Annotated in this window: 13 protein-coding genes; 3 read left to right on the plus strand and 10 right to left on the minus strand. The window is 64.9% G+C overall.

The window, feature by feature from the left end; all coding sequences use genetic code 11:
- Positions 1 to 305: 305 nt before the first annotated feature.
- From L1080_RS35740 to styA, 6 genes are all read right to left on the minus strand, one after another.
- On the minus strand, positions 306 to 1,091 hold the full coding sequence (locus tag L1080_RS35740; protein ID WP_250777687.1) for an ABC transporter permease: 786 nt from the start codon (positions 1,089 to 1,091) through the stop codon (positions 306 to 308).
- On the minus strand, positions 1,088 to 2,035 hold the full coding sequence (locus L1080_RS35745) for an ABC transporter ATP-binding protein (protein WP_250777685.1): 948 nt from the start codon (positions 2,033 to 2,035) through the stop codon (positions 1,088 to 1,090). The genes L1080_RS35740 and L1080_RS35745 overlap by 4 nt, the downstream gene beginning before the upstream one ends.
- Before the next feature lie 79 nt (positions 2,036 to 2,114).
- Positions 2,115 to 3,605: a phenylacetaldehyde dehydrogenase StyD gene (gene styD / locus L1080_RS35750; protein ID WP_250777683.1), complete on the minus strand. Its 1,491-nt coding sequence runs from the start codon at positions 3,603 to 3,605 to the stop codon at positions 2,115 to 2,117.
- Between the two features lie 76 nt (positions 3,606 to 3,681).
- The gene (gene styC, locus L1080_RS35755) at positions 3,682 to 4,188 is read right to left on the minus strand and encodes a styrene-oxide isomerase StyC (protein WP_250777681.1); all 507 of its coding nucleotides are present in this window, start codon (positions 4,186 to 4,188) and stop codon (positions 3,682 to 3,684) included.
- A 68-nt stretch (positions 4,189 to 4,256) separates the two neighbouring features.
- Complete coding sequence (gene styB, locus L1080_RS35760; protein ID WP_250777678.1) at positions 4,257 to 4,790, minus strand: styrene monooxygenase NADH-dependent flavin reductase subunit StyB; 534 nt, start codon at positions 4,788 to 4,790, stop codon at positions 4,257 to 4,259.
- Positions 4,787 to 6,067: a styrene monooxygenase subunit StyA gene (gene styA, locus L1080_RS35765; RefSeq protein WP_250777675.1), complete on the minus strand. Its 1,281-nt coding sequence runs from the start codon at positions 6,065 to 6,067 to the stop codon at positions 4,787 to 4,789. Before styA ends, styB begins: the two co-directional genes overlap by 4 nt.
- Positions 6,068 to 6,449: 382 nt before the next feature.
- Between styA and L1080_RS35770 the strand changes: the two genes are divergently transcribed.
- The 3 genes from L1080_RS35770 to L1080_RS35780 all read left to right on the plus strand — a co-directional run bounded on the left by L1080_RS35770 (position 6,450) and on the right by L1080_RS35780 (position 12,437).
- Complete coding sequence (locus tag L1080_RS35770) at positions 6,450 to 7,463, plus strand: AraC family transcriptional regulator (RefSeq protein ID WP_250777672.1); 1,014 nt, start codon at positions 6,450 to 6,452, stop codon at positions 7,461 to 7,463.
- Positions 7,464 to 7,721: 258 nt separating this feature from the next.
- A complete protein-coding gene (locus L1080_RS35775; RefSeq protein WP_250777669.1) occupies positions 7,722 to 8,741 on the plus strand; it encodes an AraC-like ligand-binding domain-containing protein in 1,020 nt (339 codons plus the stop codon).
- Between the two features lie 234 nt (positions 8,742 to 8,975).
- Complete coding sequence (locus L1080_RS35780; RefSeq protein ID WP_250777667.1) at positions 8,976 to 12,437, plus strand: serine/threonine-protein kinase; 3,462 nt, start codon at positions 8,976 to 8,978, stop codon at positions 12,435 to 12,437.
- A gap of 9 nt (positions 12,438 to 12,446) precedes the next feature.
- Here L1080_RS35780 and paaI read toward each other — a convergent pair whose 3' ends face one another.
- From paaI to L1080_RS35800, 4 genes are all read right to left on the minus strand, one after another.
- On the minus strand, positions 12,447 to 12,848 hold the full coding sequence (gene paaI, locus L1080_RS35785; protein WP_284709013.1) for a hydroxyphenylacetyl-CoA thioesterase PaaI: 402 nt from the start codon (positions 12,846 to 12,848) through the stop codon (positions 12,447 to 12,449).
- Between the two features lie 117 nt (positions 12,849 to 12,965).
- Positions 12,966 to 13,283: an EthD family reductase gene (locus L1080_RS35790; protein WP_250777645.1), complete on the minus strand. Its 318-nt coding sequence runs from the start codon at positions 13,281 to 13,283 to the stop codon at positions 12,966 to 12,968.
- Positions 13,284 to 13,323: 40 nt separating this feature from the next.
- Positions 13,324 to 15,363 carry a phenylacetic acid degradation bifunctional protein PaaZ gene (gene paaZ, locus L1080_RS35795; protein WP_250777642.1) on the minus strand — a complete coding sequence of 680 codons (2,040 nt, stop codon included), beginning with the start codon at positions 15,361 to 15,363 and terminating at the stop codon, positions 13,324 to 13,326.
- 105 nt (positions 15,364 to 15,468) lie between these two features.
- Positions 15,469 to 16,083 carry a TetR/AcrR family transcriptional regulator gene (locus tag L1080_RS35800; RefSeq protein WP_250777626.1) on the minus strand — a complete coding sequence of 205 codons (615 nt, stop codon included), beginning with the start codon at positions 16,081 to 16,083 and terminating at the stop codon, positions 15,469 to 15,471.
- Positions 16,084 to 16,145 lie beyond the last annotated feature (62 nt).

Below are 16,145 nucleotides of genomic sequence, written 5' to 3' on the forward strand. Positions count from 1 at the left end.
CAGCGGATCGAGCGGAACCTGTGCGGTGTCGTCGGCGAACTCATGCAGTCCGGGCGCTCATCCGCGGCACTCGTGTCACAGTCGCGGTGTAGAACACACACGTTCCGCGTTGTGACTGCACTCACATCTTGTGTCATTCGATGCAGTCAGGTCTTGTCATTCTGCGCCCAAATTGTGCGACGATTCCGAACACTCCCGTGGACCTCAGATCGCGTTCCTACCAGAATGAATGGCGTTCGCCGAAGCTTGTGGGCTGCGGGCTCGTCCCGTTCAGATAGGATCGGGGTCAGCCAACCATGCGAAGGTCAGGAGAAGGAAAAGGTTCTCCGTGCCAAAGCTGTTGCAGCAGAGGCCCATACCATCAGAACGATGAGGCTCGACGGTGCGAGGCTGCCGGTGTTCGCCTGGTGGAGCGCGTCGGTGAGGGCGCCGGCGGGCGTGAGTTCGACCAGGTTCTGCACCGTGGAAGAGGTGCCGGGCAGCATCGACATCGAGCACACTCCCAGCTGCACGAACCAGAGAATATTCGCCAGCGCCAGAACGATTTCGGCACGGAGACTGCCGCCGAGCAACAACCCGAGCGCGGCAAAAGCGGCGGTGCCGACGATGATCACCGCGGCAATGAGGAGCAATTCCAGCGGGTTCGGTCGCCAGCCAAGGACTGCCGCGATGGTGCCGAGCAGTAACGTTTGCAGGCCTACCACGATCACGACCGCGGCGCTCTTGCCGGTGATCATCGCCCATGTGGGGATGGCGTTGGCGCCGAGCCGTTTCAACGCTCCGTATCGACGGTCGAACCCGATAGCGATGGCTTGGCCGGTGAATCCGGTAGACATGATCGCCACCGTGAGAACGACCGGGAAAACCGTGTCGATGCGGGGGGCGGGCATGGTTCCGATCGGCAGGACTGTCAGTCCGATCAGGAAGGTGACGGGCAGCATCATCGTCAACAGCTGTTGTTCGCCGTTGCGGAGCAGCAGTGTTGCTTCGAGTCGGGTCAGGGCAGCGATCATGGCCGAAGCGGTGTTCCGCCGCGGTGTGGGGACGAAGGTGCCGGCGGTGAACATCGGGCCGGGGGAGAGGGTGCTCATCGGTAGCTCAACTCCCGCCCAGTCAGGTCGAGGAAGTATTCTTCGAGACTGCGTTGCTCGACCTGCAACTCGGTCATGAGCACGTTCATCCCAGCGCACCAGGTGGAGATGGTCGTCAACAGCTGCGGGCTCAGATGGCCTTCGACGAGGTAGGAGCCGGGTCCGGTTTCGTCGACCCGGTGGGTGCCCGCGAGAGTCGTCCGCAAGGTCGAAAGATCCAGGCCCGGTAGCGCAGTGAAACGTACCTGCTGTTCGGCTCCGCGGCGGACCAATTCGCCCGGGGATCCGGCGGCGACGATTCGTCCGTGGTCGAGAATGACAACCTCGTCGGCGAGAGCTTCCGCTTCGTCCATCAGATGGGTGGTGAGCACGACCGCGACACCGTCGCGACGAAGACTGTCGATCAATTCCCACACCACATGGCGCGCCTGCGGATCGAGTCCGGCTGTTGGTTCGTCCAGGAAGACCAACTCGGGCCGCCCGACGAGCGCACACGCCAACGACAGGCGTTGCTGTTGACCGCCCGAGAGACGTTTGAACGGTGTGCGGGTGGCGTCGGCCAACCCGAGGGTCTGCAGCAGCCATTCCGGGTCGAGCGGGTCGGCCGCGCAGGCCGCGACGACCCGGAGCATCTCACCGGTCCGTGCCCCCGGGTAGCCACCGCCACCTTGCAACATGATCCCGATGCGGGGACGGAGGGCATCGGAGTCGGTGCACGGGTTCAACCCGAGTACGGAGATTTCTCCCTCTTCCGGCGCAATGAACCCCTCGCACATCTCGATCGTGGTGGTCTTGCCCGCACCGTTGGGGCCGAGCAGGGCCAGGATCCGAGCGGGTGCGAGCTGCAAGTCCACCCCGCCCACCGCGGTGGTGTTCCCGAACCGCTTCACCACTCCCTTCAGCTGCAGACAGGGCTGGTCGGTGTGGGCGCGATAGGCGTTCATTGCTACTCCGGAGGGCAGAGGGAATCGTGGGGGTCGGCTGGTTGACCGCTGCAGGGCAGGGGTCAACCAGCCGATCGGTCTAGAGGACGATCGTGACGACCTTTTCCTCGGTGTTGGCGAGGATGCCGGCGTAGCCGAGTTCCCGGCCGATGCCGGAGGTCTTCATGCCGCCCCAGGGCAGTGCCGGGTCGATGGCGGCCCAGCCGTTGACCCACACCGCACCGGCACGCACCTGGCGGGCCAGGGTGTGAGCACGCGAGACGTCGCGGGTCCAGATGCTGGCCGCGAGACCGTACTGGGTGTCGTTGGCCAGGCGGATCGCCTCCTCCGGGTCATCGAACGCGATGACGGTACCGACGGGACCGAAGATCTCTTCCCGCGCGATGGTCATGTCGTTGTTGGCGTCGGCGAAGATCGTCGGCCGTACGAAGTACCCGGAGTGATCGGGTCGGGTACCGCCGGCGGCGACGCGGGCACCTTCCTTCTTGCCCTGTTCGATGTAGCTCAGGACGGTGTCCCGCTGCTTGGCGCTGACCAACGCACCGAGCGTGGTCGACGGGTCGAACGGATCTCCGAGAACCTGCGCGTTAGCGGCCCCGCTGAGCGCGTCGACGACGTCGTTGTAAAGGGAGCGGTGCACGAACACCCGGGTGCCGGCGGCACAGACCTCGCCCTGGTTGAAGAACAACCCCATGGCGGTGCCCTGCACGGCGGCCTCGACGTCGGCGTCATCGAGGATGATCTGTGGGGACTTGCCGCCGAGTTCGAGGGTGACGCGCTTGCATGTCGCCGCTGCCCGCTGCTGGATCAGGCGGCCGACCGCCGGGGAACCGGTGAAGCTGATCTTGTCGACGTCGGGATGTTCGACGAGCGCGTTGCCGGTGACGGCGCCGTTACCGGGCACGATGCTGACCACGCCCGCCGGCAGGCCGGCTTCCTCGAGGATCTTGCCCAGGTGCAGGATCGAGAGCGGGGCCTCTTCCGGCGGCTTGACGACGACGGTGTTGCCGCAGGCCAGCGCTGGGGCGAGCTTCCAGGCTGCGATCATCAGCGGGGTGTTCCAGGGAACGATCGCGCCGATGACCCCGACCGGTTCCCGAACGGTGAACGAATGGGTCGGCTTGCCGAAGTATCCGGCGGTAGGGATCGAGGATCCGGTGATCTTGTCGGCCCAGCCGGCGAAGTGCCGGAAGGTGGCGGCCGCGTTGGGGACGTCGAGCATTTTGGGCTGACCGACCGGCTTGCCGACGTCGAGCGCCTCAAGCGTGGCGAGGATGTCGATGTCGCGCTCGATCAGATCGGCGATCTTGTTCAGAATCTGTCCGCGCACAACCCCCGGGGTCGCGCCCCACTGGCCGCCCATCTGAGCTCGGGCTGCGCGGACGGCCGCGTTGATGTCGTCGGGGGTTCCGGCCGACACCTCCGCCAGGACCTGTTCGGTGGCGGGGTTGATGTTGGTGAAGACGCCGCCGTCGGAGGCCGGCTGCCAGTTGCCGTTGAGGAACAGTTGGGTCGGGGTCCCGGCGGGCAGCGGTGTGCCGACGCCGGGCAGGGTGTCTGCAGTGGTCATCGCGTGTTCTTTCTGGGTAGGTCGAGGGGCTGTGAAGCGGGACCCGAGTCGTCGGATCCGCTCAGTGAAGGTGGTCTCAGGCATTTGCCGATTCGATGGCGCGATCCTCGGCGTCGGTCTGCCGCAGGGCCTTGATACCGATGATGGCCAGTGCACCGATTGCCAGGACACCGAAGACGTAGGCCGGGGCCAGGGCGAGGATGCCGAAGATGTTGGTCTCACCGAGGCGGTTCGAGCCGAAGCTCAGGCCGCGGCTGGGGGCGAAGTTGCTGAAGAAGTAGAAACACACGTTGCCCCAGCCGTCGAGCACGATGATGTACCCGAGCTTCTTGGCGGTCTTGATCGGGAACGCCAGCTTGGGCAGGACCAGGCCGATGGCGATGACCATCATGCCGTTGAGTGCCGGCCCAACGTGCGCCTTTGCCCAGCCTTCGGCGGTTCCGGGGATGTTGAAGTTGATGATGTACCCCGGAACGATCTCGAAGCCGCCGACGAGGTTCATCCACAGGAACAACCCGAAGATCAGCGTGCTGAGGATCATCAGCACTCCGTGTCCGTAAATCTTCCGTTCGAGCGTTTTCATGGTTTCTCCGTGTATCTCAGGTTTTTTTGTGGGTAAAACGCGTCAGCGGCCGCCCGGGACTACTGACGTCAGCTCTCGCCGAGGGCCGGCTGGTGGTAGGTACTGGCGAAGAACATCAGCGGTGAGCCGTCCTCGGATTCACATCGGGCAACTCGCGCCAGGAACAGGGTGTGATCGTTGACGGTGATGGTGTCGATGACCTTGCATTCGAAGCGGGCGAGGCTGCCGAACAGAGTGGGCACGTTCTCGCCGGCGACGAACTGAGGATGCCAGTCGCTGTCGCGGGTGCCGCAGAAGTATCGGGAGTGTTCCTGCTGGGTCTTGCTCAGGACGCTTACCCCGTACCAGCCGCTCTTGCTGATCAGCTCGTGGGCGTAGCCGGGTTTGAGGGAGATCATCACGGTCGGCGGGTCGAGGCTGATCGAGGTGAAGCTGTTGATGGTAGCGCCGTGTACACCGCCTTCACCATCCTGCATGGTCACTACCGCGATGCCGGTCGCGAAGAGAGCGACCGAATTTCGGAATTGAGTCGAGTCGGCGGCGACCTCCGCCGGTGCGGGGAGAACTTCGGGCGCGGGGGGAGCTTCGGCCGCGCTGGTCATGACTGTGCTCCCGTCTGTGCGAAAGGGCGCTCGGTCTCCTCCGCGCCGGTCTCGTTCGCCTCGATCCAGGCGACCATGTTCTCCGGGCTCGAGAAGATGTCCCACTGCTTTTCGGGGTAGTTAAAGTTGTCCGTGAATCGGTCGGCGAGCTGGCGGTCCATCATCACGCGGCCGAGGAATTCGACGAAGTGGTTCGGCAGCTCTTTGAGGTTGCTGAGCATGAAGTTGGTCCAGCGGGTGGCGCCGAGAACGCGGCCGGCGCGGCGTGCGTCGACACGCTCGCAGAACAGCTCGTCGTACACCTCGTTGGCGGCGATCTCCTCGCCGAGTACGTGGGCGGCGTACGAAGCCATGTTGCCGCCCTGGCCGAGGACCGGGTCGACAGTGGCGTGAGCGTCGCCGAGCAGAACGGCGAGCTTGCCGTTGTCGAGCTTGACGTGTCCGTGCCGGACTGTGGGCGTGACACCACCCTGAAGGATGTCGAGGTGGCTGTTCGCCACGTCGAACTCCTTCTCGTCGAGGCGCTCGGCGGTGATCGGGTAGTGCTGCTTGAGCTTTTCGATCACCAGGTCGAGGAACGCTCGCGGGTCGTCTTCGTAGCGGGTGTGGGCGAGGACCTCGAGGTCGCTGCCGATGTGGTTCTCGAATACCAGGGCGGTGGCGTCGCCGCTGAAGGTCACCGTCGGGATCTCGATCATCTCGCCGGCGCCGGGGGAGATGCAGAAGGTCACGGCCCGGGTCTCGGCGGGCGCGATGCCCTTGAAGATGCCGACACAGAGCTGGCGCTGCGGTTCGGTGAACGGTGAGCTCTGCTCGTCGCGGGCGAACAGGGTGCCGAGTCCGCCCTTGCCGGTGCCGATGACGACCAAGTCGTAGTCGTCGGACAGGTCGGTGAGGTCTTCGACCCCGATCGGGCGGTATTCGATCTTTCCGCCTCGTTCTTCGAAGTCGCGCATCAGCTGCGGCTGCAGGATTCGGTAGTCAACCGCGCGGCTCGGCATGGCCAGGTCCCCGTAGGAACGGATCGGCATGCCGGGGATCCCGACGTAGTAGTAGTGACCGAAGTAGCCGTCGTTCGGCCAGTGGTCGATCCCGAGCGCGTTCTCACGGTCGATGGTCACCGAGTGGTGCGCCACCGTGTTGAGTAGCCGGATGTTCGCGTACTCCTCGGGGCGGCGATCCGTGAAAATCGTTGCATCGATGCCCTTCTCGTTCAAGTACAGACCGAGGTGCAGGCCGGCGGTGCCGGCTCCGACGATGGCGATTCGCTTGCTCATGGAAGGTCTCCTCCTGCTGACGCGTCGGACGCGTCGGTGTGTGTGACACGGGATTTCTGGGTGAGTCGATTGCGCTTGTTTCATGCGCTCAAGGGTGTCTGCACCCGATTACTGTGGTCGGTTGTGACCCGCATCACGAGTATGTACACGTCCGCACCGCCCAGTCATGCACTCGAGCGCACGGATAGTTGGAGAAAACCGCACGGGTTTGCGTACACGCGCAGCCCTCACTAGAAACTGGCGATCCGAGGCGCACCGCACTCGGGTATCTTTCCTCGGCGGCGGCACCAACCTGCCAAGATCTGGTGTGGAGCCGTCGGTTTCGACGTGTCGGTTGTAACTTGTCGGGCGCGTAGCCTGGGGTTTTGGAGGTGAAGAGACGATGCAGGAGTCACCGCAGGCGGCGGATGACGCCGCCGGTGAAGCGGAGGAACGCGAGGTCCGGGCGTTCGACGCCCACGACCGCGACGAGGCTCAGGCAGCGCTCGGCCGTACCTACTTTCCGCACCGGTTACACCAGCTCAGCGGCGGCGAGGGCATGGACATGTCCCTGCATCTGGTTCATCTCGGCCCGCTGACGGTCGGGCGGCTCTCCTACGGTGTCGAAGTCAGTCTCGATTTTGGCGAACTCGGCAACGCCTACAACGTCGCTATCCCGATCGCCGGCCGACACGACACGGAATCCGCCGGTCAAGAGCATACTTTCACCCCCGGTCAGGCGTGCATCTACCTCCCGCACCGGGCCACCAGGATCACCAGGTGGAGCGCGGACGGTGCCCAATACGGCATCAAATTCGATCGCGATTACCTCGAGGCCGAATTTCAGGAAATGGTCGGGCGGCCCGCACGTACGCCGGTGACCTTCGACCCGCTGCTCGATTTGACGAATCCGCAGGTCAACAGCTGGCTGGCGCTGGTGAGGACCCTGGTGTCGGACCTGGACACCGACCACAGCATGCTCTACTCGCCGCTCGTCTCCAGGCCCCTTGTCGAGGCTTTGACCAGGGGTTTGCTGGTGTCGGCGGTTCATGATCAGCGGGAGTTGCTCGATTCGCGGGTGCCGGCGGCCCGCCCGCGGACGGTCAAGGCGGCGCTCGATGCGATGCACGCTCATCCCGAGGAGCCTTGGACCGTGCGCACCCTCGCCGAGTTGGTCAGTGTCAGTGTGCGCACCCTGCAGGACGGATTCGCCCGGTATGTCGGAGCCGCGCCGTTGGCGTATCTGCGTGGCATCCGCCTCGAGCGCGCGCACGAGGACCTGGTCTCGGCGGAACCGGGATATATTTCGGTGTCGGATATCGCCTACCGCTGGGGTTTTCGGCATCTCGGCCGGTTCTCCGTCGAGTATCGCAAACGATACGGCCAATCCCCGTCGGTGACCTTGAGCAAGGCATGAGGTACCGCCAGATCAGCAGAGTGACAAAGTCTTTGCGCAGAATGGATAGTCTCTGCGCTCTGCGGACAATGCCCCATCCCTGACACGGCTATCGTTGCCGACAGAGGACAGAAACGCCCTGAGCATAAGCCGAAAACGTTGTTGCCGAAGGGGTGTGTCTGCCTCTGAGATTTTGCTTGCCACGTGAGCGACGAGCAACGACAGCCGCCGTACGGTGCCTGCCTGGCGCCGCGGACAGCTGGGAGTGAGGACAGATCCGTGAGTTCCCTGTATTCGTTCAATGACTTTCCCGCACAGGAGAAGTTCGGCGCGTGGCGGGAAATGGTATCCAACGCATTCGTGCCGCTCGATGCCGAGTCTCACGCCTCCGGCGTCTTCGATGGACACCTGTTGACCGAAGCGATCGGGGCACTGCAGGTCTCCGAGGTGACCGGAGGGCCGGTCGAGGTGCGTCGTAGCCCCGAGGCGATCCGCCGGTCCGATCCCGGGTATCTGAAATTGGGGATGCAGCTGCGCGGGTACTGCGTCCTGACCCAGGACGATCGTGAGGCGGCGCTGACCCCGGGAGATTTCAGCATCTACGACACCCGTCGCCCCTACCAAGTTGCGTTCGAACAGGACTTCGCGCAGTTGGTGGTGATGTTCCCGTCCGAGCTGATTCATCTGCGGCCGGACGCGTTGAGGGACATGACCGCTCGTCGTGTTTCCGGCCGCCGCGGCGTCGGTGGATTGGTGTCCAAGTTCTTGGTGGGTATCGCCGAGCAACTCCGCGGTGTCGAAGAGCTTGCCGCCAACCAGCAACTGTCGAATGGGGTTCTCAATCTGCTGGCAGCAGCACTTTCCGAGCAGCTCGGTTGCGAATCGAATGTGCCCCCGGAAACGCACCGGGCCGCCCTGGTGCTGCAGATCAAATCGTTCATCGACGCCCGGCTCTACGATCCCGAGCTCAGTTCGGCGCTGATTGCCCGCGCCCACAACATCTCACCTCGCTACCTGCAGAAGATGTTCGAGGGCGAAGGAACTACCGTCACCGAGTGGATCCGCCGCCGACGTCTCGAACACTGCCGCCGTGACCTGGTCGATCCTCGAAACAGTACGACACCGATCGCGACGGTCGCCGCCCAATGGGGCCTGCTCGACTCCTCGTATTTTTCCAAGTTGTTCAAAACCACCTACGGCATCTCACCGCGGGAATACCGGGCACAGGCCCTCGTCACCGGCCACGACAACGTTCCCCAGGGATGGGAGCGGAACTACGCGAGTTCGCCTGCAGGCTGACCGCCGCGCGCATACTGAAGTGGGTCGATCCAGGACGGTGACCCTAGGTGGCCGGACGATCTCCGGGGCACCGATGTTGTCGTAGTGGATCGATCGCCTACCTGTCTGTGCACGGCGATGGTCGAGGAGAGATGCGCTCACACCCTCAACAACGCCGCGGCCGCTGTCCGACGGTGCCCGGACGCTGCGCGGCGAGTGTTCTGCTCGTGCCGGATGCGACATCGGACGGGTGAGATGTCCTTACATCCCGGTGATCCCGAGCCGACCCAGGCGCAGGCGGGCCCGACGCTCGAGGACGAGTTCGCCGAGGCCGGGTTCGAGGACGCCCGTGAGATCGGCCGCGGCGGGTTCGGGGTCGTTTACCGGTGCCGGCAAACGGCTCTGCACCGCACCGTCGCCATCAAGGTGCTCTTCACCGAGGACACGGACCAGGATCATCGCGCGCGGTTCCTGCGCGAGCAACAGGCGATGGGCAGCTTGTCCGGGCACCCGAATATCGTCGACGTCCTGCAGACCGGGGTGACCTCCCGCGGCCGTCCCTACATCGTCATGCCGTATCATTCCGGCGCCTCACTCGACACCCGCATCCGTGAGCAGGGCCCACTTTCGGTCCGCGAGGTCCTGTCCATCGGTGTCAAACTCGCCGGGGCTTTGCACCTCGCGCACCGCGCGGGCATCGTGCACCGCGACGTCAAGCCCGCCAACATCCTGGTCACCGCTTACGGTGAGCCGCAACTGACCGACTTCGGCATCGCTCGGGTCACCGGAGGATTCGAAACCACCACCGGCACGGTTGCAGGTTCCCCCTCGTTCACCGCCCCCGATGTCCTCAAGGGAGAAACCCCCACTGTCACCTCGGACGTCTACAGTCTCGCGGTCACCCTCTATTGTCTGCTCACCGGCCACTCCCCGTTCGAACGCAGGCCCGGCGAACGGATCGTTGCTCAGTTCCTGCGTATCACTGGTGAAGCGATTCCCGACTTGCGCCCCACCGGAGTCCCGGACACTGTCTGCACCATCCTCGAGCAGGCGATGTCCCGCGATCCGACGGAGCGTCCCTCTACCGTCGCCGAATTCGCCCAGCGGATGCGCGACGTGCAGCGCCGGCTCGGTGTTCCCGTCGACGAGATGGCCCTACCTGAGGATCTCAGCGGACCACGCGAACCCATGCACACCAATGCCCCGGTGACGTTGCCGCGCCCACGAACCCCGACAGCGGTGGCACCACCGAGCGCCTCGACCAAATTTCGTCCGCCCACCCCGACTCGTGCCCTCGTGCCTCGGGCACGGCTGCTCGACCTCCTCCGAGCCGGCCAACGACGACGCCTCGTCCTCATTCACGCACCAGCCGGATTCGGCAAGAGCACCCTCGCAGCCCAATGGCGCGAACACTTGATCACAGCGGGCATCCCCGTGGCCTGGCTGAGTATCGACCACGACGACAACAACACAGTCTGGTTCCTCGCCCACCTGACCGAAGCCATCCGCACGGTGCGCCCTGCCCTGGCCCACGAACTCGGGCAAGCCCTCGAGGAACACGGCGACGACGCCGAACGGTACGTGCTCACCTCCCTGATCAACGAGATCCACCAGACCGGTGAACTGGTCGTGGTGATCATCGACGACTGGCACCGCATCACCGACCATGCCACCATCGAAGCGATCGACTTTCTTCTAACAAACAGCTGCCACCATCTGCAGGTCGTGGTGACCAGCCGCAGCCGGACCGGGCTACCGCTGAGCCGGCTGCGGGTGCTCGACGAACTGGTCGAAATCGATGGCACGGACCTCCGCTTCGACGACGACGAAGCCCGCTCCTTTCTCGTCGACCTGGGTGGTCTCACCCTGGCCGCCGACGACGTCATTCGGCTGCGTGCCTCCACCGACGGATGGGTCGCCGCCTTACAGCTCGCGTCCCTGTCGCTACGCGGCCGCGACAACCCCACCGAGCTGATCGGGCACCTGTCCGGTCGACACCGTGCGATCGGCGACTACCTGGTCGAGAACGTCCTCAACACCCTCGAACCGGACATCCTCGACTTCCTGCTGCGCAGTTCCGTCACCGAACGGCTGTGCGGGCCGCTCGCCGCCCGGTTGGCCGAGGTCCCCCGCGGGCAGGCCATGCTCGAGCAGGTCGAGGGACGCGACCTGTTCCTCCGCAGGCTCGACGACGACGGCGAATGGTTCCGATATCACCACCTGTTCGCCGACTTTCTGCGCCGTCGCCTCGAACGCGACCACCCTGACCTGGTCAGGCACCTGCATTTCGTGGCCTCACAATGGTTCGCTGAACACGCCATGCTCAGTGAAGCGGTCGACCACGCCCTGGCCGCCGGTGACCCCGAGACTGCGGCCGACCTCGTCGAAACTCATGGCATGCTGCTGATCGAGCACTCCCAGATGGCCACACTGCTGGGACTGACCGCGAAACTCGTCCCCGAGCAGGTACATACCCGTCCGCGCCTGCAGATCGCGGTGGCCTGGGCGCACGTCTTGCTGCACCACCCGCCCCATCCGATTCAGGACGCCCTTCGCGGTGCCGAATCCGCACTCGAACGCATACCTACCGCCGACGCGCCCGCCGACGCCGCCGATCTACTCGCTGAACTCTCCCTCGTTCGGGGGGTCAGTGAGTTGTTCGCCGATCATGTCGCCGACCTGGACAAACGAATCGCGGAATGCCTCACCCGACCCGACACACTACGCCCGTTCGTCGTCTCCGCGGCGGCCAACGTCGCCGCATATCAAGCCATCTACACCTTCGACTTCGCCGCCGCCCGCCGTTGGCAGGAGTGGGCCCGCCCCTACCACGAACGCACCACCGGGCCGTTCAGCGTGATGTACGGGGCATGTTTCACTGGCATCGCCGCCATGGAACAACTCGATACCAGCGCCGCACACGACGCCTTCCGCACCGCCCAGCAACTCGCCCGTCAGATCGGCGGCCGCTCCTCGCACGCGTTACGCCTTGCGGGCGCGATCCTCGCCGACCTGTTGTACGAACAGGGACATATCGGCGACGCCGAAAAGCTCCTCGACGAAAGCCACGAACTCGGATCCGAGGGTGGGGTAGTGGACTTCATGCTCGCCACGTACGGCACCGGCGCCCGCATCAAGTTGCTCCGCGGCGACCACCCCGCCGCCGAACAACGACTCCGCGAAGGCGCCGAGATCGCTGCGAACCTATCCCTGCCTCGACTGGCGGCCAGGATCGAGAACGAACGTATCCGCGCCGGCCTGATCACCGAACGCCACATCGGTGGGCACCGACCACCCACCGGTGTGGCGTCCGACGGTATCGCGGCAGTGACCGCCGAACTCGACACCGACTCGACCATTCGGCTCCTGCTCGCCGACCCCGGCGGCAGGGAGGAAGCCACTCAGGCGATCACGCTGTCCACCGAACTACTCGACCGTGCACGGCAATCAGTGCGGCCGCGTGCGGAACTGAGGACACGTCTACTCCTCGTCTGTGCGCTGCACGCGGCCGGTCGAACCGATGATGCCGTCAGCGAACTCGTTCCCGCGATCGTGACCTGTTCCGAGCACGGGCTCATCCGCCCACTGCTGGACGCAGGACCGGGAATCAATGAAGTCCTTGCTGATCTGGAAAGCACTGTGGACGCACACCCTTGGCCGCCCGGCTGGTCGGATGTGGCTGCCATCTACCTGACCAATCTGCCCCGCGGTAGGTGACCTCAGCTCTCAGCTGACCTGAGCGTTGTCCACTTCAGCTCGTGTGGACCCTATCGTGCGGCTGTCGCCGCGGAACTCGGCGATCACGTCGCCGTCGCGGCGGACGGTGACGTCGTAGATTCCGTTGCGGCCGAAGCGGGCTCGTTCGACGGCCTCGGCGACGAGGGTGTCACCGAGGCGGGTCGAGGACAGGAACCGGATGTCCGCGCGGGCGGCGACGGCGGGTTGGTCGTAACCGTTGCATGCCAGGGCGAACGCCGTGTCGGCGAGGGTGAACACGAACCCGCCGTGCGTGATGCCGTGCCCGTTCACCATGGTTGAGGTAACCGTCATCACCGCCACCGCGTGGCCGGGTGTGAGGTCTTCGATCGTGATGCCGAGGTCCTGTGATGCGGCATCCGAGGCAAACATCTCCCGGGCGATCCTGCATTGCCCTGACTCCAAGCTCGTCACTCGGACCCTTCCCGTATCTGTTGGTGAAAGTCGGCCGGACACCCTCTTGAACAGGGCAGGGGTCCGGCCGATGACTTATGCAGTGACGAACGACTGCTCTTCCTGGGTGTACATCGTCACCCCGCCACTGGCGAAGTTCGGCACGTCCTGGGCAGCGGACGCCATTTCCGCCGACGTCAAGGCCTGGTGCAGGGTCTCCGCATCGGGAAAGAACAGGCTCGCGACACCGTAGTACGGCGGCTTGTCGCCTTCCAAGGCGCTGCATTTGCCCCAGGTGAAGTCCACCAGCCCGGGAATCGCGCGGGCCAGCGGCATGTGGGTGTCGCGGTAGTAGCCGTCGAAGGCATCCGGGTCGTCGGGATGGCCGTAGCAGACCACAACTTTCACGCTCATGAGATTTTCCCTTCTTCGTTGTATCGCCGAGGGCGACGGTCTATTCGGTCTCGCCCTTGGCGACCAAGGTGAGAACGTCATACGTGGCGACGGGGTCGCCGTCCTGGTTGACGACGACCGCGTCCCACCGCACCTCGCCGTAATCGGCACTGCTACGCGGAGTGATCAGCTTCGCGGTGAGGGTCACGGTCAGGCTGTCGTCGGCCTTGACCGGGGTGAGGAACCGGAGGTTGTCGACTCCGAAGTTGGCGAGAACCGGCCCCGGGGCGGGGTCAACGAACAGACCGGCCGCGAGGGAGACCACCAGGTACCCGTGGGCGACGATGCCGCCGAAGAGCGGATTGGCGGCGGCCGCTTCGGGATCGGTGTGGGCGTAGAACGTGTCACCGGTGAACTCGGCGAAGTGGTCGATGTCGGCACGAGTGACCTGCCGGGGCCCGCCGACGATGTTGTCGCCGATCCGCAACTGAGCCAGGTTCTTCCGAAACGGGTGCACGCCGTCGTCGCAGCGCTGCGAGCCGGAAACCCACCGGTTGCCCACAGCTGTCACAATGTCGGGAGTGGCCTGGACTGCGGTGCGCTGCATGTGGTGGAGCACACCGCGGATGCCGCCGAGTTCCTCGCCGCCACCGGCACGGCCGGGGCCGCCGTGCACCAGCACCGGCAATGGGGAACCGTGTCCGGTCGATTCCTTGGCGTCGTCCCGGTTGAGGACGAGGACGCGGCCGTGGAACGGGGCCAGCCCGAGCACGATGTCGCGGGCGAGCGCTGTGTCGCGCGTGACAAGTGAGGCGACCAGGCTGCCCTGGCCGCGGGCGGCGAGGGCGATGGCCTCGGCGGTGCCGTCGTACCCGATCACGGTGCTCACGGGACCGAACGCCTCGATCTCGTGCGGCTCGGTGGCACCCTTGTCATCGCAGCGCAGCAGAATCGGCGGCAGGAACGCGCCCGACGCCACGTCCGCCCCGACGACCTCGAAATTCTCCGGATCGCCGACCACGATCTGCGCCGACTTGCTCAGGCCGCGCACCGATTTGAGGACCTCGTCACGCTGCTCGAGGCTCACCAGCGGGCCCATCGTGACGCCGTCGGCGGCTGGGTCACCGACCACGACGCGGGACAGGCGGGCCTCGACGGCCGCGACCACCTCGTTCATCACCGCGGACGGCACTAGAGCGCGGCGGATGGCGGTGCACTTCTGTCCGGCCTTGACCGTCATCTCGGTAGTGAGTTGCTTGACGAAGAGGTCGAATTCCTCGGTGCCGGGTTCGACGTCGGCGCCGAGGATCGACGCGTTGAGCGAATCGGCCTCGGCTGTGAAGTGCAGGCCCGTGCCGACAACACTCGGGTGCGAACGCAATAGAGCGGCGGTGTCAGCGGATCCGGTGAAGGACACCATGTCCTGGCCACCGAGCTGATCGAGCAACCCGTGGGGAGACCCGCACAGCAGCTGCACCGAACCCTCGGGCAGCAGACCGGATTCGATGATGCGCCGGAAGACGAGTTCGGTGAGATACGCGGTCTGTGCCGCTGGCTTCACGATCGACGGCACCCCGGCGATGAACGCGGGAGCGAGTTTCTCGAGGAAGCCCCACACGGGGAAGTTGAAGGCATTGATCTGAACCGCCACACCACGCCGGGAGGTGTAGATGTGCTGACCGAGGAAGGTGCCCTTCTTGCCGAGCGGTTCGAGGGAACCGTCGAGGTAGACGGTCTCGTCGGGCAGTTCGCGCCGGGCCTTGCTCGCATAACTGAGGAGGGTCCCGAAGCCGCCATCGATGTCGACCCCGGAATCGCGCTTGGTGGCACCCGTGGCGGTGGAGAGCGCGTAGAACTCGTCCTTGCCCTCGAGCAGCCGGAGGGCAAGTGCCTTCAGAGCGGCGGCACGTTCGTGGAACGTCAACGCCGCCAGCGCCGGCCCACCCACCTCACGGCCGTAGGTCACCATCTCGCCGAGGTCCAGGCCGGTCGAGGAGATCCGCGCCACTTCCGAACCGTCGACCGCACTCAGCAGCGGTGTGCCTTCGTCCGGCGCGGTATACCAGCGTCCGGCGGCATAGCTTTCCAACAGCTTACTCACGACAACTCCCATTCCCCCGTACGTTCGGTCGGTAATTAGGATTGCCGCAGTTCCCGTTCGTTGTCAAGACGCAGCGGGATTTCGGTGATCTTTCGGCGGCGATCGTCAGGTGGTGCGGCGCAGTCCGTCGAATGTCAGCGCCACGACGGCATCGGCGAGATCGCTCACCGACTCGCGCGAGCGGGGTCGGTACCACTCGATCAACGAGTTGACCATCCCGAACACCAGTCGGCTGCTCAGGGCGGGGTCGATCCCGGTCTTCAGGTCACCCTCTTCTGCCGCGGCGACGACCAAATCGCTGACGAAGGCGTCGAACTCGCGGCGCCGCGCCAGCGCCTGCCGCTCGACCTGGGTGTTTCCGCGAACGCGCAGTAGCAGAGTGACGTAGGGGAGTTCCGCGACGAGGACCTCGACACTGCGGCGCACCACGTATTCCAGGCGTTCGATGTACCGTCCCTCGGTTGCGGCGGGTTCGGTCGTGACAGCGAACAGGGCGTTGAGAGCTCGGCCCAGTGCCAGTTCGAGGAGTTCGGACTTGCCGGACACGTGGTGATAGATCGATGACTTCGTGATGCCCAGCTTTTTGGCGAGCACCTCCATGCTGGTGCCGTCGTAGCCCTTCTCGTTGAACACCTTGACCGCCACAGAAAGGAGCGAGTCGAGGTCGTATCCAGGACGACCGGGCATGCCGGTCCGGGTCCTCATGGGTGCAGTGGTCATCAGTCGATCCTTCTCGGGAAGTCATGTGGTCGCAATTCTACAACTAACTATTCGCAATCGTC

The sequence above is a fragment of the Rhodococcus sp. MSC1_016 genome (assembly GCF_023667485.2).
GTDB lineage: Bacteria > Actinomycetota > Actinomycetes > Mycobacteriales > Mycobacteriaceae > Rhodococcus_F > Rhodococcus_F oxybenzonivorans.